The sequence below is a fragment of the Treponema sp. OMZ 788 genome, from assembly GCF_024181245.1.
Classification (GTDB): Bacteria; Spirochaetota; Spirochaetia; order Treponematales; family Treponemataceae; genus Treponema_B.
This window is the reverse complement of sequence record NZ_CP051199.1, coordinates 2,577,526-2,602,329: the sequence shown is the minus strand read 5'-3', so window position 1 is coordinate 2,602,329 and position 24,804 is coordinate 2,577,526. Positions and strand designations below refer to the sequence as shown.

At 35.9% G+C, this 24,804-nt stretch carries 22 protein-coding genes and 2 pseudogenes; 14 read left to right on the top strand and 10 right to left on the bottom strand.

The features are described 5' to 3' along the window. Positions 1–24: 24 nt before the first annotated feature. The 7 genes from E4O00_RS12975 to E4O00_RS12945 form a co-directional block, all read right to left on the bottom strand. Positions 25–978, bottom strand: a complete 954-nt coding sequence (locus tag E4O00_RS12975) for an oligopeptide/dipeptide ABC transporter ATP-binding protein (RefSeq protein WP_253677769.1) — start codon at positions 976–978, stop codon at positions 25–27. Between the two features lie 8 nt (positions 979–986). Then, entirely contained in the window at positions 987–1,955 is a 969-nt protein-coding gene (locus E4O00_RS12970) for an ABC transporter ATP-binding protein (protein WP_253677768.1), read from the bottom strand. After that, positions 1,939–2,778 carry an ABC transporter permease gene (locus E4O00_RS12965; protein ID WP_253677767.1) on the bottom strand — a complete coding sequence of 280 codons (840 nt, stop codon included), beginning with the start codon at positions 2,776–2,778 and terminating at the stop codon, positions 1,939–1,941. The genes E4O00_RS12970 and E4O00_RS12965 overlap by 17 nt, the downstream gene beginning before the upstream one ends. A gap of 1 nt (position 2,779) precedes the next feature. Next, the gene (locus tag E4O00_RS12960) at positions 2,780–3,742 is read right to left on the bottom strand and encodes an ABC transporter permease (protein WP_253677766.1); all 963 of its coding nucleotides are present in this window, start codon (positions 3,740–3,742) and stop codon (positions 2,780–2,782) included. 74 nt (positions 3,743–3,816) lie between these two features. Beyond that, entirely contained in the window at positions 3,817–5,397 is a 1,581-nt protein-coding gene (locus E4O00_RS12955) for an ABC transporter substrate-binding protein (RefSeq protein WP_253677765.1), read from the bottom strand. Between the two features lie 145 nt (positions 5,398–5,542). After that, on the bottom strand, positions 5,543–5,767 hold the full coding sequence (locus E4O00_RS12950) for a sulfurtransferase TusA family protein (RefSeq protein WP_253677764.1): 225 nt from the start codon (positions 5,765–5,767) through the stop codon (positions 5,543–5,545). Positions 5,768–5,786: 19 nt separating this feature from the next. Further along, positions 5,787–6,803 (bottom strand): YeeE/YedE family protein, encoded by a 1,017-nt coding sequence (locus tag E4O00_RS12945; RefSeq protein ID WP_253677763.1) that lies wholly within the window; start codon positions 6,801–6,803, stop codon positions 5,787–5,789. A 175-nt stretch (positions 6,804–6,978) separates the two neighbouring features. Between E4O00_RS12945 and E4O00_RS12940 the strand changes: the two genes are divergently transcribed. Genes E4O00_RS12940 through E4O00_RS12910 form a run of 7 tightly spaced genes read left to right on the top strand, consistent with a single transcriptional unit; the run spans position 6,979 to position 12,465 of the window. Beyond that, positions 6,979–7,638: an ABC transporter ATP-binding protein gene (locus tag E4O00_RS12940; RefSeq protein WP_253677762.1), complete on the top strand. Its 660-nt coding sequence runs from the start codon at positions 6,979–6,981 to the stop codon at positions 7,636–7,638. A gap of 49 nt (positions 7,639–7,687) precedes the next feature. Then, positions 7,688–8,059 (top strand): hypothetical protein, encoded by a 372-nt coding sequence (locus tag E4O00_RS12935; RefSeq protein WP_253677761.1) that lies wholly within the window; start codon positions 7,688–7,690, stop codon positions 8,057–8,059. Continuing rightward, positions 8,056–8,958 (top strand): carbohydrate ABC transporter permease, encoded by a 903-nt coding sequence (locus E4O00_RS12930; RefSeq protein WP_253677760.1) that lies wholly within the window; start codon positions 8,056–8,058, stop codon positions 8,956–8,958. Before E4O00_RS12935 ends, E4O00_RS12930 begins: the two co-directional genes overlap by 4 nt. Continuing rightward, positions 8,955–9,773 (top strand): carbohydrate ABC transporter permease, encoded by an 819-nt coding sequence (locus E4O00_RS12925; RefSeq protein ID WP_253677759.1) that lies wholly within the window; start codon positions 8,955–8,957, stop codon positions 9,771–9,773. Before E4O00_RS12930 ends, E4O00_RS12925 begins: the two co-directional genes overlap by 4 nt. A gap of 10 nt (positions 9,774–9,783) precedes the next feature. Beyond that, positions 9,784–11,136, top strand: a complete 1,353-nt coding sequence (locus E4O00_RS12920; RefSeq protein ID WP_253677758.1) for an ABC transporter substrate-binding protein — start codon at positions 9,784–9,786, stop codon at positions 11,134–11,136. 4 nt (positions 11,137–11,140) lie between these two features. Then, a complete protein-coding gene (locus E4O00_RS12915) occupies positions 11,141–11,689 on the top strand; it encodes a CD3072 family TudS-related putative desulfidase (RefSeq protein ID WP_253677757.1) in 549 nt (182 codons plus the stop codon). A gap of 26 nt (positions 11,690–11,715) precedes the next feature. Further along, a complete protein-coding gene (locus tag E4O00_RS12910; protein ID WP_253677756.1) occupies positions 11,716–12,465 on the top strand; it encodes an acyl-CoA dehydratase activase in 750 nt (249 codons plus the stop codon). Here the strand turns inward: E4O00_RS12910 and E4O00_RS12905 are convergent, their stop codons facing one another. The 3 genes from E4O00_RS12905 to ftcD all read right to left on the bottom strand — a co-directional run bounded on the left by E4O00_RS12905 (position 12,466) and on the right by ftcD (position 14,998). Further along, on the bottom strand, positions 12,466–12,711 hold the full coding sequence (locus E4O00_RS12905) for a putative Se/S carrier protein (protein WP_253677755.1): 246 nt from the start codon (positions 12,709–12,711) through the stop codon (positions 12,466–12,468). Beyond that, positions 12,708–13,880: a double-cubane-cluster-containing anaerobic reductase gene (locus E4O00_RS12900; protein ID WP_253677754.1), complete on the bottom strand. Its 1,173-nt coding sequence runs from the start codon at positions 13,878–13,880 to the stop codon at positions 12,708–12,710. The genes E4O00_RS12905 and E4O00_RS12900 overlap by 4 nt, the downstream gene beginning before the upstream one ends. Before the next feature lie 218 nt (positions 13,881–14,098). After that, positions 14,099–14,998 carry a glutamate formimidoyltransferase gene (ftcD, locus tag E4O00_RS12895; RefSeq protein ID WP_253677753.1) on the bottom strand — a complete coding sequence of 300 codons (900 nt, stop codon included), beginning with the start codon at positions 14,996–14,998 and terminating at the stop codon, positions 14,099–14,101. Positions 14,999–15,280: 282 nt separating this feature from the next. On the opposite strand from ftcD, the gene E4O00_RS12890 reads away from it, so the two are divergent. The 7 genes and pseudogenes from E4O00_RS12890 (at position 15,281) to E4O00_RS14370 (ending at position 24,577) form a co-directional block, all read left to right on the top strand. Next, positions 15,281–16,624, top strand: coding sequence for an ATP-binding protein (locus E4O00_RS12890; RefSeq protein WP_253677752.1), 1,344 nt, complete (start codon positions 15,281–15,283; stop codon positions 16,622–16,624). A gap of 158 nt (positions 16,625–16,782) precedes the next feature. Next, positions 16,783–18,214 (top strand): annotated as a pseudogene (locus E4O00_RS12885) (leucyl aminopeptidase). A 125-nt stretch (positions 18,215–18,339) separates the two neighbouring features. After that, positions 18,340–19,497, top strand: a complete 1,158-nt coding sequence (locus E4O00_RS12880) for a GGDEF domain-containing protein (protein ID WP_253677750.1) — start codon at positions 18,340–18,342, stop codon at positions 19,495–19,497. A 5-nt stretch (positions 19,498–19,502) separates the two neighbouring features. Beyond that, positions 19,503–20,372, top strand: a complete 870-nt coding sequence (locus tag E4O00_RS12875) for a type I restriction-modification system subunit M (RefSeq protein WP_253677749.1) — start codon at positions 19,503–19,505, stop codon at positions 20,370–20,372. A gap of 167 nt (positions 20,373–20,539) precedes the next feature. Then, positions 20,540–21,835, top strand: coding sequence for an ATP-binding protein (locus E4O00_RS12870; RefSeq protein WP_253677748.1), 1,296 nt, complete (start codon positions 20,540–20,542; stop codon positions 21,833–21,835). 74 nt (positions 21,836–21,909) lie between these two features. Then, entirely contained in the window at positions 21,910–22,926 is a 1,017-nt protein-coding gene (gene namA, locus E4O00_RS12865; RefSeq protein WP_253677747.1) for an NADPH dehydrogenase NamA, read from the top strand. A gap of 99 nt (positions 22,927–23,025) precedes the next feature. Continuing rightward, positions 23,026–24,577: pseudogene (locus E4O00_RS14370) on the top strand (hypothetical protein). Positions 24,578–24,804: the final 227 nt, after the last annotated feature.

The following is a 24,804-nucleotide window of genomic DNA, read 5'->3' as shown; positions in this document are numbered from 1 at the left end:
AAAGAGTCAATATATATGAAAATTTTATAATATATTATGACATACCGCTGAGTGCCTCTCATTCAACACTTTTAGTTCAGGTTTAGACCTTTTGCAAATTTCGGTGCGGAAACGGCAGCGGTTGTAATAGTAACAGAAGTTTGACCCTTCAGGAATTTCATTTGTTTTTAATATTTCTGTAACCAAATTTTTTGTTTTGATAGAAGGTATTGCTGCAAAAAGGTCTCTTGTGTAAGGATGAGCCATATTGTTAAATACAGTCTTTGTATCTCCTATCTCTACAATTCTACCCTTAAACATAACTGCAACTCTGTCTGCCATATTATAAATAACAGGTAAGTCATGTCCGATAAACAGATAAGTTAAACAGTATTCTTTCTTCAAATCTTTTAGCATATTTAAAACCTGTCCTTGAATTGAAACATCCAAGGCAGAAACAGGTTCATCGCATACAATAAATTCCGGGTTTATACTTATAGCTCTTGCAATTCCTACTCGTTGTTTTTGTCCGCCCGATAATTCATGCGGTAATTTTTTTAGATAAGTTTCATTTAAACCGACTTTGCGAATCAGATTATATATTATATCTTTTCGCTCAGTCTCCGATAGTTTTGTACAAACGATCAATGGTTCTTCAATAATTTGCTTAATTGTTCTTTTGGGGTTAAAAGAAGCATATGAATCTTGATAAATAATTTGCATTTTTCTTTTAAACGGCAAGAGCTGTTTTTTATTTTTATTGTTTAATTGTTCTCCTTTGTAAAAAACGGAACCGCTTGTTGGTTTATCCATCATAAGAATATTTCTTCCTAGAGTAGATTTTCCGCAGCCGGATTCCCCGACTAAACCGAAGATTTCATTTTCTTTTATAGTGAAACTGACATTATCGACGGCAACTATGGTTTTATCTTTCTTATATAAAAAAGAATTGGAATATTCCTTTCTCAAATTTTCAATTTTAAATAAATCGTAAATCATAATTTATCCTATTGATGACAATAATAATAATGCCCCTCAGAAACTTTTTTTATTTCAGGGAATTTTTTCTTGCATATTTCTTTTGCTAAAGAACAACGGCTATAAAACGGACATCCGTCTTCTATAGTTTCGAGGGAAGGCGCTGTACCCGGTATTGTTGTAAACCTTTCTAAAGGTTTTTCTCCTATAATGGGAATTGTTTTTAACAAGGCTTGGGTATAAGGATGTTTTGCACCGGAAAAAAGATCATCAACAAACATTTCTTCCATAATTCTTGAGCCGTACATAACTAATATCCGATCACAAATAGAAGCTGCAATACTTAAATCATGTGTAATAAAAAACATTGACTTATTACTTTGCTTTAAAGTTTTTAGTAACTCAAGTATTTGAGCTTGAACCGTAACATCCAATGCTGTAGTCGGCTCATCTGCAATAATAATTTGAGAGTTACTTGCCAATGCCATTGCTATCAAAACCCTCTGCCTCATTCCGCCTGAAAGTTCATGAGGATATTTATTAAGCCATACAGAAGGATTATCTATTCCTACAGCAGACAAGAGATTAATTGTTTTTTCTTTAGCTTTAATTTTATTCAATGCGGAATATCTTCTTAAAATTTCTGTAAGATGAAAACCTACTGTTCTTAAAGGATTGAGAGAAGTTTCCTGATCTTGAAAAATCATTGAAATTTTTTTCCCCCTTATGGTATTTGTATTTTTTTGACTTAATTCCGTAATATCATTATCGTTGAGAATTATTTTTCCTGATTCCAAAAATCCGTTTTTGGGGAGAAGTCCTATTAAGGTTTTCATTAAAATTGTTTTTCCGCTTCCGGATTCTCCTACAACAGCTAAAATTTCATTTTTATAAAGTGAAAACGAAATATTCCTCAAAGCAAGATAGTTTTTTTTATTTATTTTAATTGAGGTGTTTATATTTTCGGCTTTTAATATTGCATTACTTTGTGTCTTCATCTCTTTTATCCAATGAAAAGTATTTTTTTATTACTGCTCCAATTTCTTTAAAAGAATAAACGGTAAAAAAAATCAAAAGTCCGGGTATAACCGCCATATAGGGTGCTTTTTGAAAGCTATCCCTTGCGTTATTTATTAATGAACCCCAGCTTGATGTCGGCGGGACTACTCCCAATCCTAAATAGCTTAAAGCACTTTCTGCCATAATGCTTCCTGCTATGCCGATTGTGGCTGTAGAAATAATTAGGGGCATAACTTGAGGTAAAATATGTTTTATTAAAATAGCAATATTTTTTTCTCCTATATGCTTTGCATATTTAACATAATCTCTTTGTCTTAGGCTTAATACTTCAGCCCTAATAATTCTTGCAATACCCATCCAAGAAAACATTCCTATTATAAGCACGATAGAAACAATTCCTTTTCTAATAAACATTCCGACAACCGTGATTAAAATCAAGGCCGGAATTGCTGAAATAAAATCTATAAACCGCATCAGAATTTCGTCAATGATGTTTCCATAATAGCCTGCAACTAAACCTAGTACAGTACCTATAAAAAGACTTGTAAGCATTGCAAAAAAACCTACCGATAAGGAAATGCGGGCTCCATAGACACAACGCATAAAATAATCTCTGCCCATTTCGTCGGTTCCGAATATATGTTGTTTTGACGGAAACCTTAGTGTGTTTTCAAGATTGATTTCATTCGGATCAATCGAAAAAAAGTTAGCACAAGCTGCCAGTATTATTATCGATAATAAATAAATAATAGGCAAAATTATTTTTTTGTTATTTAAAAGAAAATTAAATAATTTTTTCATTTTAGCTGCTTATCCCCGTATTAGCGTTTATCCTCGGATCCAAAATAAAGTAAGAAACATCTGATAATAGATTACCTAAGATTACTAATGCTCCCGAAAAAAATAAAACCGTCATTACTACGGGATAATCCATTGCTTGAATGGCTTTTACATAATAAGATCCCATGCCCGGCCATGAAAACATAGTTTCAACTATTAGTGAGCCTGTAAGAATCATAGGTAAGGCCATTCCCATTTTTGTAAGTATCGGCATTAAGACATTTACCGATACATGACGGAATAAAATATTTAAATTCGTTGCTCCCATTGCTCTTTGTACGGTAATATAATCTTTTTTAAACTCTATATCTGCCGAAGTTTCAACATAAATAATTAGGTCGGGTAAAAAAGAAAAAATCAGACATATAAATGGTAAAACATAATGCTTCAAAAAATCAAGAATTCCTGTTTCTCCGATGCTGTGCATTCCCGAAATAGGGAAAATATCCAAAAGATACCCGAAGATATACAGTAATAACAAGCAAAACCAAAAAAATGGAATTGAAAGACTCAAAGATATTAATCCGTCAACCATTTTTCGTAAACGGCTATTTGCATGTGCGGAAACAAATAATCCTATAATAACAGCAATAAAATTTGATATAAGATATGCAGGAATCATTAAAACTGCCGTATTCGGAATTCGTGTTATTAATGAAGTCTTAATGCTTTCATGAGTAATAATTGAATAACCTAGATCTCCTTTTATTAAATTTTTTACCCAAATTACATACTGTACAATAAGAGGTTTATCCAAACCGTTGATTCTTCTTAATCTTTCTATCGTTTCCTTATTCATTTGAGGTGTGGCAATATAATCAATAGCATCATAGGGAGCGATTTGAATTAAAAAGAAACATACAATGGTCAAAAGCATTAAAATAGGAACTGCTTTTATAATCCTTTTTAGAATATAGGTTTTCATAACTTTAATCTTAAATGCTTAAAATAAAAATGAGCTGTCCAAAACTTTGGTTTTAGACAGCCCCTAGGAGGTTTCTATTTATAGAAAAGTTTTGATGCATCATCAAACGTAAAAACGTTTACTAGTTTTGCTTCTTCAAATCCTGATAAGGCTTGATGATGAGCTATGATTCCCATACTTCCGCCGAAAGGATAAAAAGTTTTTGTATCTTGGATAAACTGCTGAACCTTATTATAAAGTTCGATTCTTTTATCCTTATTTGTTTCTACCTTTGCTTTTCTTAGTAAATCGCCTAATTCTTGATTTTCAAAGTGGAAATAGGCTTCAGTATTGTCATTAAAAAATACGGCATAGGTATCGGGGTCAATTCCCATTGTGTAGGCTCCTAAGAACATATCAAAAAGTTTTGTCTTTTCAAAGAAAGAAGCCTTATACATTGCAGGAGGATCGAGGGGAAGAAGCTCCAAATTGATACCGGCTTTTTGAAGCTGCTGTTGGATAACCAATGCCATCTTTGCCTGCATTCCGTTTTTTACATTATAACCTAATTTTAGATTAAGCTTGTCTTTAGCGACAGTGCTTAACATTCCTTTAGCTTTTTCAGTATCTCTTTGATAGCTTTTTAAATTCTTATTTAACCATTCGCTGTCGGCAGGCAAGAAAGAATCGGTGAAATTATAATAAGCCTTGTTTTTAAAATGAGATTTCATAATTTCATCTCTATCCAAAGCGTAAAAAATAGCTTCCCGTAGTTTCTCATCTCCAAGTTTTTCGCTCCATTGATTTAATTTTAGATAAATAACATTGGACTGAGGGAAGGTTGTAATTTTTAAATTTTTATTTTGTTCGATTTCTTCAATAAGGTCAGGGCTTACCCCCAATAAATCAATATCTCCTTTTTTTAAAGCAAGCATTGCAGTGTCCTGATTATTCATAATCTTATAAACTACTTTTTCAATTTTCGGCTTTCCAAACATGTATGTTTCATTTGCTTTAAATAAAAGATGTTGACCTGCCGTGTATTCTGCCAGTTTATAAGGGCCTGTTCCGACAGGAGTTTTGTTTAACTCCGTATTTTCAAGGTCATCAACATCTTTGTAAATATGCTTAGGTGCAATAAAGATTCCAGCAAACGTTTCATACGGATTAGCAACCGGTTGGGGAAGTTTAAAAACTATCGAGTAATCGTCGATTTTTTCGGTCTTTACTGCCTTATCACCGAACACCAATAAAGAATCTACAAAGCGGTCATCTTGTAAGTTTGTTTTCTTCTCAAATGTAAATACAACATCATCCGCAGTAAAAGGCTTTCCATCAGACCAGACTACATTTTTTCGTAACCTTACAGATACCTCATTACCGGCTTCATTTGCCTTAACATTTTCAGCCAAAAAATAGTTTATGCCGTGGTTTGTGTAAGTGTATAATGGAGAGTACACTAGTTTTAAAGTCATCAATCCGGTTCTGTCATTTGTTGTAAAAACATTAATATTGTTTACAATATCTCCGGGTAAACCGTAAACCAATGCCTTATCCTTATTAGACGGCATAGCTTCGGCAGCCTTTGTCTTATCCTCTTTTGAAGGACTGCATGCCGATATTAATACCGCTAAAATTAAAATTGCTTTTAAAAATATAAACTTACTAAGTTTCATATTTTTCTCCTTAAAATTTTAATTATTAAATTTGGTATACGACTATATTATATATTATAATTTTTGTCAATATATTTATAATTTTTTAAAGATAAAAAAGCACTCAAAATTTTGAGTGCTTTAATTCAACCATCAAATTGAAAGTCTATTTTTTTAAAACAATCTTCCAAGTTTTGTTTGCGATTTGCTCAAAAGAAATAACTTCATGCTTATTTCTTTGGCAATAGTTGGGCAAGGTTACAACTGCCTCAGGGCAGGTAAATTCCAAATCAATTACCTGGCCTGATTCCGCTCTTTTTAAAGCCTTTTTTAATTCCATAAGAGGAGCCGGACAATCCAATCCGATTGTATCTATTTTTATAGTTTCCATAAATTACCATCCTTAAAAATTAGTCTTTATTTAAGCTGCGTGCAAGGAAAATATATGCACTGCTCCAAATGCCTATTACTATAAACAGCAAGGCCCACCAAGATTTTAAAGAAAACTGGGCTGTTCCTACAAGACCGTTTCCGATAAGACATCCCTGTCCCCATACGGCGCCGATACCCATCAAAACACTGCCTATTGCAGTTTTTATGATGCTTTCAAGATTTGTGCCGAGGAAGGAAAATTCTTTTGTTAATAAGGAGCTAATCGTTGAACCCAAGATTATTCCGAGAACCAGCATACTTGCCCAGCCGAGTTTTCCTCCGTTGAAGATTGCATTGACCCATGATAAAAGAGGTGTTGTAATTCCGAAGCCTCCGTTTCTTCCGTTCATGTTGCTGAAATAGAATCCTGCGGCCATTGTAATACCCATCAGTATAACGATTATTTCTTTTTGCCATACCTTTTCGCACAGGAAGTGAAGGAAGCCTGTGTGCTTGGCAGGAAGAGTATACTTAGGATTGTATGCTCTAGCTTTTTTTACCAGCATAAATATCAAAACTGCTGAAACAATACCCGAAATACCTACCAATATCATCGGCTGAGTATTTATTGCGGGTGTGGGAACAAGGCTGAAAGAGCCTAAGGATTTTGTTACAGGCAATAAAAAACCTTGCTTTGCAGCATAGGCTGAAAGTACAAAAACTATCAAAGATACAAGACCCGTTAATCTTCCGTCTCCTAATTTTACGAGTGATGCGGTAATACAGCCGTTACACATAACTGCACCGAAACCGAACATAAAACTTCCCAAGGCAACTGAAACAAGGGGAAAGTCCTTGAATTTCGCCATGGGAATAATTCCCAATCCGGTCATCAGATGATATAAAAACGCCTGAATAAATATAATTGCCAAGATTAATACGATGTTGGGCGTTTGTTTTTCCAGATATATGTCTCTGACAATACCTGTTGCACAAAACTTACCGCGTTTCCATAAAAAACCGAATATGATGCCGGTTATTAAACCTGAAATCATAAATTTCCTCCATAAAGAAATTTTAATAGTTAGTATAGGTTATACTATGTAACCTTTTTCTTGTCAATATAAATTTTAATAAATTCATAAATTTTATAATATATCTATTGACTTTTTATTCTTCTTCTATATACTGTACATAAGATTTACCATGCTTAAGCATCATTAAAATAGTATGAAAATAACACTAAAAAATTTGACAAAGCGCTTTGAAGAAGGCAATGATTTTGCCGTAAAAGATGTAAACCTCACAATAGAAGACGGGGAACTTGTTTCTTTTTTAGGTCCCTCAGGCTGCGGAAAAACTACCATATTAAAAATGATAGCAGGCCTTATCGAGCAAACGGAAGGAACTATTTGCTTTGATGATAAAGATATCGGTAAAATTCCCGTTGATAAGCGCAATATCGGCATGGTCTTTCAAAACTATGCACTTTATCCTCACATGACAGCCTTTGACAATATAGCCTTTCCTTTAAAGATAAAAAAAAGACCGAAGGCTGAAATTAAGGAAAGGGTAAACAAGATTGCAAATTTTTTGGAGGTTCAAAATTTATTGACAAAAAAACCGGGAGCCCTTTCAGGCGGGGAGCAGCAGAGGGTTGCAATAGGCCGGGCCTTGATAAAAAATCCTGATGTGCTTTTGATGGATGAACCCTTATCAAATCTCGATAAAAAATTAAGAGTTCAGACCAGAGAAGAAATTAAGCGAATTCAAAAAGAGCTCGGAATAACTACAATCTTTGTCACTCATGACCAAGAAGAAGCTTCCGCTATTTCGGATAAAATTCTTTTGCTAAAAAAAAGGAGAGGTTCAGCAATTCGGAAGCCCTAACGAGATATACAGAGAGCCCGTTAATTTATTTGCAGCTAAATTTATCGGAATGATAGAGATAAATATTTTTGAAGCCTGCATAGAAAATAAAATTTTAAAAATAAAAGATCTTGATTGTAATATTCCTATAGGCAGTGAAGTTGAGGATCTAAAGAATATTTTTATTGCAATAAGACCGGAAGATATCCGAATAAATAATGAAAAGCCCGATTTTTATGCCTCCATATCTTTAAAGGAAAATATGGGAAAGGACGAGATTCTAACTTGTTTATGCACCGACAAAGAATTTAAGTTATATGTTTCACCTGAATTAAATTTACATACAGGAAACAAAATCGGTTTGGAATTTTTAAAAAACAAAATTCTTATCTTTAATGAAAACGGGAATAGAATGGCATTGAACTATAGGACTGAATCATGAAAAAAGCTAACTCCGTTTCGACTTATTTGTATTTGCTTCCGGCCTTACTCATTCTTTCAACCTTCAGCCTATATCCTGCCGTAAAAGTTTTTTTAATGAGCTTTTATACCCGCTATAATTATTTTAAACACATAGCCTATGAATACGGATTTGAAAATTACGCCTCTCTTTTTAATGACCCGCAGTTTATCCTTGCAAGTTTAAATACTTTAAAATTTGTTTCTATTATAGTTCCGTTTTCTTTGGGGCTTTCTATTTTAGTTTCGGTGTTTTTGGTTAAAAATACAAAAATAAATTCCCTGATCCGCAATATTTATTTTCTGCCCTTTATTACAAGTACGGTTGCGGTGGCTGTTGTCTTTAGATGGATCTTTCATTCGCGCTTCGGGCTTTTAAACTATCTTTTAAGTTTGATACGTATTGATGCAGTAAGTTGGCTGACCGATCCCGATTATTCTATGACGGCTCTTATAATTTTATGTATTTGGAAAACCTTAGGATACAATATTTTAATTATTTTAACGGGCTTGCGTAATATCCCTGAAGAGTATTATGCAGCCGCAAAATTGGATGGAGCTTCAAGTATAAAAATATTTTTTACAATTACCCTTCCTCTGCTTTTTCCGATGATATTCTTTGTTTTTATTACTTCTTTAATAGGTTCCTTTAAAACTTTTTCTGAAGTTTATGCCTTGTTTCATCGCTCTGCAGGCCCTGTCGATTCGTGTTTGACCATTGTATATTATATTTACGATAAACTTGTAAATCAATTTTCTTACGGAGTATCCGCTGCGGCTTCTTTTATTTTATTTCTTTTAATTTTAAGTTTAACGGTTTTAGGTTTTTTTGTAAGCAGGCTTATTAACAAGCGTCTCGGATTGGGAGGAAGCAGGGCATGAAAAAAATTTTATATGCTGCAGCCTTTTCAATTATCATCTTAGGAGCTCTTCTTTCATTAATTCCGTTTATTTGGATGCTTGTTACCTCCTTAAATGATTCCGCTGCCATTTATAAATTGCCTCCTCAATTTATTTTGTCAAAATATCATTGGGAAAATTATAAATTCGTTTTTGAAAAGGTTCCGTTCAGGGCTTATTTTTTTAACAGCCTCTTTGTTTCTTTTATGGTAACTGCGGGAACCTTGATTACCACAATCTTAGCCGCCTTTGCTTTTACCCACGTTAAATTTAAGGGCCGTGACATTCTGTTTGTTCTTATAGTATCTACTATGATGATTCCAAGCGAGGTTTTATTAACATCCAATTTTGTTACTCTTACAAAATTAAAATTGATAAATACCCTTCATGCCTTATATGTCCCTTGGATTGCATCGGCTTTTTCTATTTTTATGCTTAGGCAATATTTTTTAGATATACCTAAAGAGCTTTACTATTCTGCAAAGATAGACGGGTGCAGCGATTTTAAATATTTATGGAAGATTGCCGTGCCTTATTCTAAGCCGGCCCTAATCAGCATAGCTCTTTTAAGAATAATACACAGCTGGAACGAATTTTTGTGGCCGCTTCTAATGATAAATCAGCCGGAAAAAAGAACTCTTCCGGTAGGCCTTACTACATTTATGACAGAAGCAGGGCCTAATTATAATTATTTGATGGCATATTCATCGATGGTGATTGTGCCTGTTATTATTGTATACTTGGTTTTGCAAAAACACTTGATAGAGAGTTTTAGCAAAAATGGTATAAAAGGATAAGGAGATACAGATGAAAAGGTATTTTAATTTTATGGCTGCCGGCTTATTGATTTTATCGATAATGTCTTCAGTGCTTTCTTGTTCAGGCAATGACTCAAAAGCCGAAAGCAAATCGGAATCTATTTCTGCAAGTGCTAATGTCCATGTTCCAAAAGAAAAGCAAACTCTTGAATTTTGGCATGCAATGAACGGTGCAAACGGTGAGATTCTTGAAGCTTTGGTAAAAAAGTTCAATGAAACTCATCAAAACATTGAAGTCAAGCCCGTATTCCAAGGCCACTACAGAGAGCTTTTTGAAAAATTAAACGGAGCGGCTCAGGCCAATTCTCTTCCGGCTCTTTCGATGATCTATTGTAACAGGCTTACCGCCTATGTTCTAAACGATCTTGTCGAAAATTTAAATCCGAGGATTGATGATCCGAAATACGGATTTGACAAAAAAATCTGGAACGATATTCCCGAAGGTTTAAGGGATAACGGAATCTGGAACGGCATACACCACTCTCTTCCCTTTAACAAGGGAGCATACTTAATGTATTACAACGAAGATGTTCTAAAAGAAAAGGGAATAGCAGTTCCTAAAACTTGGGACGAGCTAAAAACTGCCGCAAAAAAATTGACCGGAGACGGAAAGGTCGGGCTTGTGTTCAATAAGAGTGTCGGTATCGATTTTAGCTTTTGGGTAGAGCAGGCCGGAGGTCATATTTATGATGAAGAAAAGGATGCCGTTTTAATTGACACGCCGGAAGTAAAAGAAGCTTACGAATTTATCCTTTCGATGATAAACGATAAAACCGCTAAGATCGAATTTGAAGAAGGCTATATCACAGGCCCGATGTCGAGGGGGGAGGCCTTTATCGGTTTTGCCTCGTCTTCCAATCTTCCTAAAATGAAAGAAGCTTGCGCTGCTACCGGAGTAAAATGGAAGGTTGCCGAACTTCCGAAAGGAAAGAAAGCTGCCGCCCTCTACTCAGGAACAGACATAACAATGTTTAATACGGTTTCTGAAGAAACAAAACGAGCAGCCTTTGAGTTTATGAAATTTTGGTTTGAAACTGATACTCAGGTTGCATGGGGAAAGAAGAGCGGTTATCTTCCATTAACAAATGCAGCGTTGAATTCAAAAGAATTCCAAGCCTTTTTAGACAATGAAGATCCCAGCAAGAGAATTGCATCAAATATGTTCCCCTATGCTTATCAGGATCCCAAGGGCTTAAACGGCTATGCAATTCATGCAAATATGCAAAAAGCCCTGGAAGAAGTTGTTGCAGGTAAAAAGACTCTTGATCAAGCCTTAAAGGATGCTCAAGAAAATGCAACAAGGGAAAGAGAAGAAGCAAAAAAGAATTTCCAAAAGAAGTAAAAACATGAAAAATATAATATTATTGAGCCATTGCCTTTTAAATCCTTACAGTCAGGTCCGTGCAGAAAAAGAAAGAGAAAGTATGGAGCCCTTATTAACTTGGCTTACAAAGAATAAGATAGGTATAATTCAAATGGCCTGTCCAGAAACCGAAGTATGTGGGTTAAGACGATGGGGTCACGTGCGTGAACAGTTCGATAATATTAATTACAGAAAAGCATGCCGCTCCATGGTCAGCCAAAAAGCAGATGAGGTAAGCGAGTACATCAATAACGGCTGCAGACTTTTGGCTGTAGTCGGTATTGATGGAAGCCCCAGCTGCGGCATTAACTTTTCATGCAGCTCGGAAGATTGGGGCGGAGAGATATCATTAATAAAAGATTTTACAAAAATTAAAAATATAAATTACCTCCGGATTCCCGGCATTTATATGGAAGAACTAAAAAAAATCTTTTTTGAAAATTCCATAACAACAAACTTTATTGCCTACAGCAGCAGGGATACCGTAGATGCTCTTATAAAAAATTTAGAGAGCATTTTGGAGAAAGAATAAGTATCTATTAGGTATGGGAGAAGAGTATGCACTACATAGGTATAGATATCGGCTCGACGGCAACCAAGACCGTTATAATGGATGAAGATAAAAAAAACATTCTTTACAAAAACCGTATACCTAGCGGATGGAACAGCAAAGAAACGGGAGAGGCTGTCTTAGATTGGGTTAAGGAAACTCTACAAAATGAGGACTTTAAAATAACCGCTACAGGTTACGGAAGGGTAAGCGTTCCCTTTGCAGATAAAACCCTAACCGAAATTTCCTGCCACGGAAAGGGAGCCCACTTTTTGGCAAAAAAGGATGTAACCGTAATCGACATCGGCGGGCAGGATACAAAGGTCATCGTTGTAAAAGACGGCCTTGTAATTGACTTTATTATGAACGATAAGTGTTCGGCCGGTACCGGCAAATTTTTGGAACTCATGGCAAACAGGCTTGGCTTAAGTTTACAGGAAATAAGCGAGTACGCAGCACAGGGAAACGACTTAGCCCTTTCTTCCGTATGTACCGTCTTTGCCGAGTCCGAAGTAACATCCCTCATGGGAAAGGGAAGCCCCCGCGAAGATATTGCAAGGGGCGTTATAAATCAAATAGTTTCAAAGGTCGTTTCGCTTGCAAACAGAAAACCCCGCTCCGATCTATATTTTTTAACAGGCGGCTTTAGTTCAAACGATTACATAATAGAAGAAATCTCAAAAAAACTTGAAGCCCCCGTTTTATCCGATGATTTGGGGGCCTTTGCCGGAGCAATAGGAGCCTGTATATTATCATAGTTAGGCCGGTACTATATTTTTACCTTCGTACCGAACCTCAAGAAGATCCTCATAGCTTATACCATTTTTACTTATCCAGTTTTCGACCTCGCTTTTTTTTAAGTTTTGAAAGAAACATGCAAAACCGCAGCCGGCTTTTAAAAATCCCGGGATAGGAATAAGCTTTGCATTTATAGGATCGGCTTTTATCATGGAGTCGCATTGAATTGCGGCCGTTGTCGTTCCAAAGGTAATTATATAATTCATTTTAATTTTTTCCTTTCTGAGACAACTTCCAAAAAGGCCTCAAGCCTTGTTGCAAATTGCCCTGCATCTTCTTGAGAATAATCGGACTCTACATGAATATAGGGAAGGCCTTTTTGCATAACGTGTTTTCCGACTGTATGCGCTTCAAGGTTGAAAGTGTGGCAGGCAACCAAGGTACATTCGATTACTGCATCGGCCTTATAGTGGTCTATAAGATAATCCAAGTCCTTTAGCCTTCCGGGGTTGGGACTCATAACCGAGCAGTTTGTTTTAAGGTACTTTTCGGCAATAGCTTCGATAGGATCTCTTAATGGGTCTTCATCCACAAATTCCATGTGAGTGCGTAGGCCCGAACAGCTGTCATAACCGACTATTACGGCACCTAGTTTTTCAATCTGTGCCAGTATTTTTTCTTTTACGCCTCCCAAGGGACAACCTGTAACCAAAACTCTCGGACGCTCATCCTTTGTGCCTTTTAAATTCTTTTCCCAATAGTCTTTTAATTCCTCTGTCCGCTTAACTATCTCTTCATTCTTTTTCTGTATGTCGTATTGAAAACCGAAGGCTTCTTTTACATTAAACTGTTCCAAGCCTGAAACAGGAGAAGGGTCTAGTGCCGAAAGCTCAAAGAAATTTACAAGGTTTCTCCGCTCCTGATTGCAGTCCTTGATAGCCTTCCTTAAATCATCCTCGGTTATAGTTATGTTATAAAATTCTTCGATTCTTTCTTTTAGCTTTTTTACCTCGTCTGCCCAAAATGGGTAGGCCTTGGGATCGAGGTTATTTTGAGGAAGGTGCATTACATGGGTGGGCTTTATATCGTTTAAAAGTTCAAACATCTTTTTTTTGCCGTCGCAGGTGGTTTCCCCAACAATAAAATCAGAAAAATAGAAGAAGGGGCAGGTGTCGGTGATGGCGTGTCCGTAAGAAGCTTTTATAAGCGGGCAGAGGTTTTTAGGCAAATCTCTCTCGGCCGCACTTATCGGTTTTTCGCTTGTTGCACATAAGGAAACCGGAACGGCTCCCGCTGCATACACAAGTTCGGTAGGAACATAGGAGCAATAAAGTCCTATAATCTTGCCTCCGGCATCTTTTAAATTTTTTAAAGCTATAAATTTTTTTTGTTGGGCTTCAGCCAAGCTGTCAAAACCCTTAGGCAAATCGTTCATAATTATACTCCAAAAATATTTTAAGTGTAAAAGTTATATTTATTATAATATAGTAATATTTATTAAAAAAAATTACAAGTAGATTAATATAAAAATGTCAACGGAAAATACAGAAAGAAATGAAAAGTAACGAATTAAAGAAACAAATATACCTTAAAATAAAAAACAGATTACCGAGTATTCCCGATAATCTGTTTTTTAAAATGCTTATGTCAAATCTATTCGAGTAACCTAGCCTCGATTATCTGGCTGAATTCGAAGTTTTCGATTTGTAGATAATAAGAAGCAACATCCATTAAGGCTGCCATCGGGGTAAGGCCGACAATTTCGGTACCGACAATGTTTACGCCGTAGCGTTTTGCTTCCATTTTTACCATTTCATAGGACTGATAAAGAGAGGTCTTTGTATAATCCGTCATGTTCATTGAAACCTGAACGATTCCGCGTTCTGTAAGATCTACGCCCATTGCTTTAACGAAGCGCAAGCCTCCTCCCAAGAAGCGTACTTTTTTTGCAATCTTATCTGCAATTGAAAGATCGTTTGTAGCCAAGTTTACGTTAAAGGCAACAAGGGGCATTCGGCAGCCGACAGCCGTAACGCCTGCTGAAGGGTGAATTTCGGTTCCGCCGAAGTCGGGCTTCCATTCGGGCTGCTTTACCTTTTCGGCCATACCTTCAAACTGCCCCTTTCGGATATTTGAAAGGTTTTCTCTTGAAGGAGCCGATGCCGATTTTTCGTATAAGAAAACAGGAATCTTGTGCTGTTCCCAAATGAGTTTTCCTACCTCTTTGGATAATTCGATACATTCTTCCATTGTGGAATTTTTAATCGGAATAAAGGGGACAACATCGGTAGCACCCATTCTGGGGTGAGCTCCCTCATGCTTGCGTAAGTCAATTAGATTGGCTGCTATACCAATGGCTTCAACAACGGCTTTTTTAAGCTCTTCGGGCTCGCCGATTACGGTTACAACAGAGCGGTTATGATCCTTGTCGGATTCGTAATCAAGTAATTTTACCTTTTCTTTTCCGCGGAAGGGTGCAATAATCTTTTCCAAAACTTCAGGATCGCGGCCGTTACTAAAGTTAGGAACACATTCAATTATTTTGTTCATCATAAAAAACTCCTAAGACCTTCAACGTCTTCTGCAAGTGTAGCACAAAAAAGGGTCTTAGACAAGATAAGTAATAATATTTTATAATAAATATCATAATTTAGGCAAAAATCGGAAAAACACTCTAAAATTTTGAAGAAATGATGTATTTTGGGTATAATAATATTGAAGAAATGACTATTTTTAGGTATAATAATATTGAAGAAATGACGTTTTTATGTATAAATAATTTTGAAGAAACAACGATATTCGGCTTTTAAAACTTTGAAGAAAGTGAGGTAATTCATGTTTTTTAAAAGAAAGACTTATGATAAATTACTAAGGTGGAAAAAGGAGTATTCAAGCTCTTATAGTATCCTTTTAGAGGGAGCAAGACGAGTCGGAAAGTCAACCATAGCAGAAGAATTCGCCAAAAATGAGTATGCATCCTATATTTTAATCGATTTTGCAAATATATCCGAAGCCGTAAAATCTTGCTTTGATGATATTCACAATTTGGATATGTTCTTTTTAAGATTGCAGGCGGCAACAGGAAAAAACTTGATAGAAAACAAAAGTGTAATTATCTTTGACGAAATTCAGCTTTTTCCCAAAGTCAGACAGGCAATAAAATACTTGGTCAAGGACGGCAGATACCATTACATCGAAACCGGCTCCTTAATTTCAATAAAGAAAAATGTAAAAGATATTTTAATTCCTTCGGAAGAAATGAAAATTCCCGTTTATCCTATGGATTTTGAAGAATTCCAATGGGCAGCTCAGGGAAACACTTATCACCTAAGTAAGGAGGTATATGAGAACGGTAAGAAAGCCGGAGAGCAAATACATCGAAAATGGATGAGGGATTTTAGGCTTTACATGGCTGTCGGAGGAATGCCTCAGGCGGTTGAAGCATATTTAGATGGGAAAAATTTTACCGAAATCGACAAAATAAAAAGAGGCATTATAAGTCTTTATGAAGACGACTTTAAAAAAATAGATCCTTCAGGCCGGATTTCAGCTCTCTATCATTCAATACCGGCACAGCTTTCAAAAAACGGAAAAAGATATATCCCGTCGCAAGCCACCGGCAAGCGAAAGAGCGTAAAGGATGAGGAAATGCTCTATGATTTGATAGATTCAAAAACCGTTCTTATTTCTTATAATACGACAGATCCTAGAATCAGTCTTTCTTTGACTAAATCGCCTGAAAGTTATAAACTCTATTTAGCGGATACAGGCCTTTTTATAACTCTTATGTTTATGGATAGGCCGGAGGCTATTAATGACATTTACACAAAACTATTATCCGATAAATTACCGGCTAATCTTGGTTATCTATATGAAAATGCGGCAGCTCAAATGATAGCCTCCGCAGGGCATGAGCTTTATTATCATACATGGGAGAAAGAAAAAAGTACCCACTATTATGAAATCGATTTTTTAATTTCTCAAGGAGCAAAAGTAAAGGCTATCGAGGTAAAATCTTCGGGTATGGGCCGGCATGAATCTTTAAAGATATTCGGTAAAAAATATTCCAAGATCTTAGCCTCCTCAATCTTAGTTTCTTCTAAGGATAGAAAAACAGAGGACGGCATAGAGTTTTTGCCGGTATATATGCTTAACTTTGCAGTTAGACAGGAGGTTTAAAATGAAGCTGCCTTTGGGGGTAACACAAGATACATTAAATATATGTAAGGATATTGTTTCAAAATATACGGAACAACAAGATATTGACGAATAATGTGTAAAATATGTATACTCTAATTGTAAAGTACAAATAACTTTAATGAAATTTCGGAGGAATTATGAAATTTAATATTGCAAAGCAAGGTGGTGTAGTTGCCCAATTAGTTTATGAAGACAAAATTGAGGGCGGCTATCTTAACCATTTAAAAGAAAAGGAATTATTTTCCGGAAAGGCGGAAGAGGTTTATTACAGCCTTGACCCTAATCTTAATGCTCATCTTTTTATCGGTCTAGGTAAGGAAGAAAAGATTGACTTGGAAGTTTTAAGAAAAACTTTTTTTAAGGCAGCAAGCGAACTTTTAAAGAACAAGGTAGAAGAAGTCGAGCTTCACATCCCTAAACTTAATAATTTATGCAATTATAAGATGGCCGAAGCTATCGCAGAGGGCATGCTTCATGCCACCTATCAATACGATAAGTTTAAAAGCGACCGTAAAGAACAAACCGAAATTACGGTCAATTATAATCCTGAAAAAGGCAAAGAAGAAAGAGCCGAAAAAGGTATCAACGAAGCCGTCAAGCTCATGGAGGCGGTTTTCTTAACCCGCGACTTGGTAAACCAGCCGCCGAATGTAATATATCCTGAAACATTGGCTAAGATTGCCAAAGAAAAGCTTGAAGCAAAGGGCGTAAAAGTTACAGTTCACGGCAAAAAAGAAATTGAAGACCTTAAAATGGAAGCCTTCCTCAGTGTTGCAAGAGCAAGTGCCAAAGAGCCTAAACTCATTGTCATGGAATACTACAATAATCCCGATTCAAAAGAAAAAATTGCTCTTGTCGGTAAGGGCTTAACCTATGACAGCGGCGGATATGCAATTAAACCTGCAACAAGCATGGTTACCATGTTTACCGATATGGGCGGCTCAGGTACCGTTATCGGGGCAATGCATGCATTGGCAGATTTAAAGGCAAAGGTAAACGTTGTTGCTGTTGTTGCTTCTTGCGAAAACATGATTTCCGGAGACGGTTACCGAAACGGAGACATCATCGGCTCAATGAGCGGTAAGACTATCGAAATTATTAACACCGATGCAGAAGGCAGATTAACCCTGGCCGATGCCGTTTATTATGCCACCAATAATTTGGGAGCAACTAAGCTTATTGACCTTGCTACCTTGACAGGTGCTTGCGTAGCAGCATTCGGCGAGCAGGTAAGCGGAGCCGTTACAAACAATGATGAGTTCTTTGAAGAACTTGTCAAGGCAAATGAAAGAGCCGGTGAAATTGTTTGGAAAATGCCGACTATAGATTACTACAAAAAAATGAACGAGTCAAAAGTCGCCGATCTAAAAAATTCAGGCGGAAAATTAGGCGGAATGATGACGGCCGGACTCTTTGTAGGTTCATTCCTTGCAAAAGAAGATATTCCGTGGATTCACATTGATATTGCCGGAACAGCTTATATTACCGAAAAAATTCGGCTACTTAAAAGAATACGCTACAGGCACCCTCGTCAAGAGTCTTTATTATATGCTAAGCAAAGAAGCCTAATAAGCTTTTAATCATGCCGCAAAGAGGTTTATTTTTTGCGGCTTTTTTATTATCTTGAAAATATTAATATAATTGTGATATAATCATCCCTTCACGGAAACATTACTTTCCGGCGAGGCAACAATATGAAAAAGTATAATTATGAAATCACAGAAAATACGGCTAAAAACCGCTTATATGGAATTTTTAATGACAATGAAACCATTGCACGAGATGAAATAAATTCTTTACAAACATACTTTAGAAGTATCCACATCCAAACTCAGTTTGTAATTATTATTATAGCATTTTGTTTTGAGTTTTTTTACTATTTTATTTTTCAAAATCAAATGGCTCTGCCTTTTAGTGAATATTCTTTAAAATATATCATACTGCCATTTGCCATTAATTTTCCATTATATATTATAACAAAAATACTTAATCAAAAATTTTATGATTCAAACAAGAAAAATTATATTGTAATGTTAAGCTCACTATTACAATCTTTCCTATATGTTATAATCCATCAAATTTTTGTTACGATTTATGCCGGATTATTGGTAATGATTTTTTTGTCGGCTATTTATCACGATAAAAAATTAACAAGAATTACATCTTTCATAGCTGTTATAGAAACTATATTGGCTGCCTTTGTTATAAAATATGACGGATATCATATTATAACAATCAAATATCTTGCAAATTTTATAGTTCTGCTTTTCATTTTGATAATAGCCCATGTTACTGCAGAATTCATTATTAACAGCAACAAGTCAGAGCAATCTAAAATTTTATATGCAATAGAAGAAAAAGAAAAATATTGGTACGGAATGATGATAGATGATCTTTCAGGTTTATATTCACGGGCTGCATTACGGACTTATATTAATAAATTGCAAAATTATCAGGGTGAACTATTGATCGTAATGATAGACCTAGATAACTTCAAAACAATCAATGATACTTATGGCCATCAATATGGAGATGAGGTAATCAGAATTTTAGGACAAACTTTTAATCCTTACTTAGGCGATTCATTTTCTGCATTCCGCTACGGCGGCGACGAATTTTTAGCAATAATAAAATCGGATAAAGCTTATGCCGAAAAATTGATGACAGAAACTAAAGAAGCTTTTAGGAAATCCTGTTTAACTAAATTTAAAAATTTCGAGCCAAGTTTTAGTGCAGGTATAAGCCGATTCTCAAGCAATATGCCTATAACCGATACTATCGAAAAAGCCGACTCGGCACTATACAAAGCAAAAAAAGCCGGAAAGAATACATACATTTTCTATGAGGAGTGAGGTAAATGTCTGATTACTCAAAAGCAGATAATGGAATGACGCAAAGAGCGGAACTCCATAGAAAAATTTGGTCTATTGCAGATAATGTAAGAGGTGCAGTAGACGGTTGGGATTTTAAACAATATATATTGGGTATTCTTTTTTACCGGTTCATATCGGAAAACATGACCGAATTTTTTAATTCCGCAGAACATGAAGCCGGCGACCCGGACTTTGACTACGCAAAGATTTCCGATAAAGAAGCTGAAGCAGATTTTAGGCCAAATACCGTAGAGGACAAGGGCTTTTTCATTCTACCGAGTCAGCTATTTAAAAATGTTGCAGAAAAAGCGAAAGATAACGAAAATTTAAATACCGATTTAGCTAATATCTTTAAAGCGATTGAAGGAAGTGCAGTCGGCTTTGCCTCAGAAGATGATATTAAAGGCCTATTTGAAGATGTGGACACTACAAGCAACCGTTTAGGCGGAACAGTGCCTGAGAAGAATAAGCGGTTAACAGACATATTAACAGGAATTGCAGAAATAAATTTTGGGGATTTTAAAAAGAACGATATTGATGCGTTCGGCGATGCTTATGAATATTTGATTTCCAATTATGCAAGCAACGCAGGAGAATCCGGAGGTGCGATTATTTGTGCTCCGGAACTTACATATATAAAAAAAATGGATGAGGTACCGGATAATTTTTCTCAAAAAGATTATTCGGGTTTGAATCTAATAGATTTCTATGTACTGCCTCATTATCTATGTGCTCCTTTTAAAAAATGCTCTCAAGAGATTCTCGCATCAAATCCCGATTTGAATATTTGTGCTATCAATAACTCACAAGCCATACTAATTAACAATGGAGATAAAATAGAGTTAAATGTATAATAGTTTTATACTATCCTCCAATTGCGGAACCTAGATTTTATCAAACAGTTGATTTTTTCTATAAAAGCAATATTTCATGTGTTTTAATGTAATTTTTTATAAATTTATCCTTGATAAATACATGAATATTTGATATAATTTTACTATAAACTATAGGAAAATAGACTATGTACAGAAAAATCAGTAAAGATTTGGAAAAATGGAAGAACGGCAAGTATAGAAAACCTCTAATATTGCAAGGAGCAAGACAGGTAGGCAAAACCTATTCCATCTTAGAATTCGGCAGAGAAAATTATGAAAATGTAGCCTATTTCAATTTTGAGATGAATCCCAAATTAAATGAAACCTTTAAAGAAAATTTAAAACCCGATTACTTACTCCCGATACTTTCTCACATTTCCGGAAAGTCCATTGTAAAAGAAAAAACCTTAATTGTATTTGATGAAATTCAGCTTTGTGAAGAGGCTCTGACAGCATTAAAATACTTTTATGAAGAAGCACCTGAGTATCATATTCTGGTTGCCGGAAGTCTTCTCGGCGTTGCCGTAAGCAGAAAAAAATTTTCTTTTCCGGTTGGAAAGGTTGATATGAAAACACTCCATCCTATGGATATGGAAGAATTCCTACTTGCTATGGGAGAAGAAGTTCTTGTACAAGAAATAAAAAAAAGCTTTGATACAAACACCCCCCTCCCTTCGGCCTTGCACGATAAGGCAATGGAGCTCTATAGAAAATACCTCATTGTGGGAGGAATGCCCGAATGTGTAAAACTCTTTATTGAAACGGAGGATTATATCCTTGTTCGGCATACTCAGGACTCTATACTGGCAAGCTATCTAAATGATATGAGTAAGTATAATAATTTAAACGAAATAAAAAAAACCAGATTAACCTACGACAATATAACCGTTCAATTATCAAAAAAGAATATACGCTTTCAATATAAGATGATAAAAAAAGGCGGGCGGGCGGCCGAATTTGAAAATGCAATCGAATGGCTGTCTCTGTCAGGAATTGTATCCCTTGTTTATAAGGTAAGCCAAATAAAAAAGCCGCTTGAAAACTATCGTGATATAGACTCTTTTAAAGTTTATGTATCCGACTTAGGGCTGCTTTTTGCAAAAAAAGACTTATCGGCAAACGATGTACTTTATATGAACGATGAACTAAATGATTTTAAGGGCGGCATGACGGAAAATTATGTGCAGGTTCAGCTTTCTATAAACGGCCATCGGACTTATTATTGGGAATCCGAAAGAGAAGCGGAAATAGATTTTATAATAAAACGGAAAGATAAGATTATTCCTATCGAGGTAAAATCGGCAGACAATACCAGAGCCAAGAGTCTAAAGGTATATATGGACACATACAACCCCGAATATGCCATAAAACTTTCTTCAAAAAATTTCGGTTTTGAAAATAAAAAAAAGATTGTTCCTCTGTATGCCGCCTTTTGTATTTGATTTTTTCTATAAAAATGATATAATGCGGAAAATGTTTAGCTTAAAAAACTTTACTTTATTTTAAGGAGAAAAATATGTCAAAATTATTTACCGAATACAATATTAAAAATTTAAAACTTAAGAACAGGCTTGTCATGGCACCGATGTGTATGTTCTGTGCCCCGGAAAACGGAATGGTTACCGAATTCCATATTATGCACTATGCAACAAGAGCCTTAGGCGGTATTGGTCTTATAACACTCGAAGCCACAGCAATCAGCCCTGAAGGCAGAATTTCCGCAAACGACCTTGGAATCTGGAGCGATGAGCATATTCCCGGATTAAAGAGAATTGTTGATGCAGTACACGGATACGGAGGTAAAATAGCAATTCAGATCGGTCATGCCGGAAGAAAGAGCAAGGTTCCGGGAGCGGAAATTGAAGCTCCTTCCGCAATAGCCTTTGATGCAGAATCGGCAACTCCCAAAGAGATGACAAAGGAAGATATAAAGGAAACTGTAGAAGAATTTAAACAAGCTGTAATCAGAGCAGATAAGGCCGGCTTCGATATGATTCAGCTCCATGGAGCACACGGATATTTATTAAACGAATTCTTTTCCCCTCTTACAAATAAAAGAACAGATGAATACGGCGGAAGCCATGAAAACAGGGTAAGAATTTTAGGTAAAATTCTTGATGCAATTAAACCTATTTGGAAGGATAAGCCTATTGAGGTGAGAGTAACTGCGGATGACTATGCAGAGGGAGGCAATAAGGCAGAAGACCTTGCCATTATGTTAAACCTTGTAAAGAATAAGGGAATTGATTCGGTAAACGTCAGCACAGGAGGCTTGGTAAATGTTGCCCCCAAGGCCTTTCCCGGCTACCAAATTCCTCATGCAAAAACAATAAAGGAGATGACGGGACTCCCTGTTGCTGCAGGAGGCTTAATAATAACTGCAAAGGATGCAAACGATATAATCGAGAATGAAAACATTGAGCTGGTATATTTAGGCAGAGAACTTTTAAGAAATCCGTATTTTGCCTTAAATGCCGCCAAAGAACTTCAAGCCGAAATTCAAACGCCTAAACAATACATGAGAGCCTATTAATTATCTGGTAAATGCTTTTGAAGTTTAAGCATAATACATATATAATTCTTCCCACCCTATCTCTTTGAAAATTTAACCTAAATAGTATATAATGGAATTATGAATCAGGATAGGGTTAAAGAAATATTGCTTGAGACGGCGGATACCGAGCTTGAGTTTTCTGTTGTTTTTACGGGCAAGAGCAGTAAAAAGGTAAACGGGCTTTATAAGCCGGACACGCACGAAATTATTCTTCACAATAAGAATTTTGCAAACGATAACGAACTTATTTACACGGCCATACATGAATATACTCATCACAAGCAGTGTGAAAAAGACGGAGGCTTCTACACAAAAAGAGTTCACAGCCCTAAGTTTTGGACTCTTTTTCACAACCTTCTTGCAGAGGCCGAAAAAAAAGGGCTTTATAGGATTACCCTTGAAGAATCGCCCGAGCTTTTGGAATTAACCGATGAGATTCGGCAGGTTATAATGGTAGAAGACGGTAAGCTTATGAAAGAGCTCGGCCGCTTACTCGGAAAAGCCCGTCCGCTTTGTAAAAAAAGCGGGGGTAAGATACGAAGACTATGTTGACAGAGTACTCTGTCTTCCGCGGGCATCTGCAACCGCCATCGAAAAAATAAGCGCCTACGATGTAAACCCGTCTATCGGTTATGAAGCAATGAAGCTTGTAGCCAATATAGGAAATACAGAAAAAAGAGCCGAGGCAGAAGAAATGTTTTTAAAGAGAACAAGCCCGGCTGCAGTAAGAGGACAAATTTCTACAAAAAAAGAAGAAGATCCGCGCCGCACCTTAGAAAAAGAAAAACGCCGTTTGGAAAAAACGATTTTAAGTCTTCAAGCAAAACTTGAAACGGTTGAAAGCCGTCTTGCAAATATGCCGATAGCTCCCTTTATAATCGCAGTGATTTTTTCTATATTTACATCACTTCCTATGATTGCACAAAACTCAAATCCGATTCCCATTCCGTCCGTTCCGCCGATTCCGGGAATACCGGCCATCCCTAAGCCGAACACTGTAGGCCCTGCAATTCCCAAAGCTCCGGCAGCTCCTGAATTTTTCAAACTAGATCATCAGCCCAAAAATGAAAAAAACTTGACACGAAAAAGATTAAGTCCTGCCGAAATGATAGAACGGTTAAACTCAAGCCAAGACGGGGCTTTTGCAAAAAGGCTTATGAGCACTTTAATCGAAAGTGAAGATCAGGGCTTTGATGTTCTAAATAAAATTATAGAAGAACTTTCAAAAAATGATGTGCAAAAATTTCAAATGCAAATAAAAGAAAACAAAAAAAATGAGGTAATAAAAAATTTTAATTTTAACGGAAAAAATATGCTGGAAGAATTCGGATCCTTTGCCGCATCCGATATAACGCCTGATAAAAGTTTTTTTCTTGCAGCAGAATCAAAGGCGGCAGCAAAAGGAGAAAAGAACGGAGAGCGGCTGTATATCTTTGCAAAACGAAACATAGCCGGAACATACAAGCTCTTTGTAGAAATAGACCAAGACACAAAAAATCACAATTCCTTATTTTTTAAGCTTTTTAAAAATTCTCCCTTTGAAGCAAAGTTTGACCAAAATATTTTATTCAGTCAAATAAAAAACGATAGAATTGACTTGGATGCTGTTTTTGACTTGAATTCAAATTAAATAAAATTATATAAACTTAAAAACATTAAAGAGATTATAAAATAAATATGGTGAAGCCATAAAAAGGAAGACCCATTCAAAAGGAGGATAATGAATGGGTCTAGTGAAAAACAGTGTGTATCGTTTGTGTGTGGCCTGAGTATACTTAAAATGTATAAAAATGTCAAGCATTTTTGTAAAAATTTATCGTTTTTATAAAAGCTAAATTAAAAATATACAGACCAAAA

Bases quoted from the DNA above. Each gene is read 5' to 3' on its own strand.
- E4O00_RS12920 (WP_253677758.1), top strand. From the start codon at position 9,784: ATGAAAAGGTATTTTAATTTTATGGCTGCCGGCTTATTGATTTTATCG.
- namA (WP_253677747.1), top strand. From the start codon at position 21,910: ATGTCAAAATTATTTACCGAATACAATATTAAAAATTTAAAACTTAAG.
- E4O00_RS12945 (WP_253677763.1), bottom strand. From the start codon at position 6,803: ATGATTTCAGGTTTAATAACCGGCATCATATTCGGTTTTTTATGGAAA.
- E4O00_RS12925 (WP_253677759.1), top strand. From the start codon at position 8,955: ATGAAAAAAATTTTATATGCTGCAGCCTTTTCAATTATCATCTTAGGA.
- E4O00_RS12870 (WP_253677748.1), top strand. From the start codon at position 20,540: ATGTACAGAAAAATCAGTAAAGATTTGGAAAAATGGAAGAACGGCAAG.
- E4O00_RS12910 (WP_253677756.1), top strand. From the start codon at position 11,716: ATGCACTACATAGGTATAGATATCGGCTCGACGGCAACCAAGACCGTT.
- E4O00_RS12900 (WP_253677754.1), bottom strand. From the start codon at position 13,880: ATGAACGATTTGCCTAAGGGTTTTGACAGCTTGGCTGAAGCCCAACAA.
- E4O00_RS12935 (WP_253677761.1), top strand. From the start codon at position 7,688: ATGATAGAGATAAATATTTTTGAAGCCTGCATAGAAAATAAAATTTTA.
- E4O00_RS12915 (WP_253677757.1), top strand. From the start codon at position 11,141: ATGAAAAATATAATATTATTGAGCCATTGCCTTTTAAATCCTTACAGT.
- E4O00_RS12930 (WP_253677760.1), top strand. From the start codon at position 8,056: ATGAAAAAAGCTAACTCCGTTTCGACTTATTTGTATTTGCTTCCGGCC.
- E4O00_RS12875 (WP_253677749.1), top strand. From the start codon at position 19,503: ATGTCTGATTACTCAAAAGCAGATAATGGAATGACGCAAAGAGCGGAA.
- E4O00_RS12890 (WP_253677752.1), top strand. From the start codon at position 15,281: ATGTTTTTTAAAAGAAAGACTTATGATAAATTACTAAGGTGGAAAAAG.
- E4O00_RS12965 (WP_253677767.1), bottom strand. From the start codon at position 2,778: ATGAAAAAATTATTTAATTTTCTTTTAAATAACAAAAAAATAATTTTG.
- ftcD (WP_253677753.1), bottom strand. From the start codon at position 14,998: ATGATGAACAAAATAATTGAATGTGTTCCTAACTTTAGTAACGGCCGC.
- E4O00_RS12970 (WP_253677768.1), bottom strand. From the start codon at position 1,955: ATGAAGACACAAAGTAATGCAATATTAAAAGCCGAAAATATAAACACC.
- E4O00_RS12905 (WP_253677755.1), bottom strand. From the start codon at position 12,711: ATGAATTATATAATTACCTTTGGAACGACAACGGCCGCAATTCAATGC.
- E4O00_RS12950 (WP_253677764.1), bottom strand. From the start codon at position 5,767: ATGGAAACTATAAAAATAGATACAATCGGATTGGATTGTCCGGCTCCT.
- E4O00_RS12880 (WP_253677750.1), top strand. From the start codon at position 18,340: ATGAAAAAGTATAATTATGAAATCACAGAAAATACGGCTAAAAACCGC.
- E4O00_RS12955 (WP_253677765.1), bottom strand. From the start codon at position 5,397: ATGAAACTTAGTAAGTTTATATTTTTAAAAGCAATTTTAATTTTAGCG.
- E4O00_RS12940 (WP_253677762.1), top strand. From the start codon at position 6,979: ATGAAAATAACACTAAAAAATTTGACAAAGCGCTTTGAAGAAGGCAAT.
- E4O00_RS12975 (WP_253677769.1), bottom strand. From the start codon at position 978: ATGATTTACGATTTATTTAAAATTGAAAATTTGAGAAAGGAATATTCC.
- E4O00_RS12960 (WP_253677766.1), bottom strand. From the start codon at position 3,742: ATGAAAACCTATATTCTAAAAAGGATTATAAAAGCAGTTCCTATTTTA.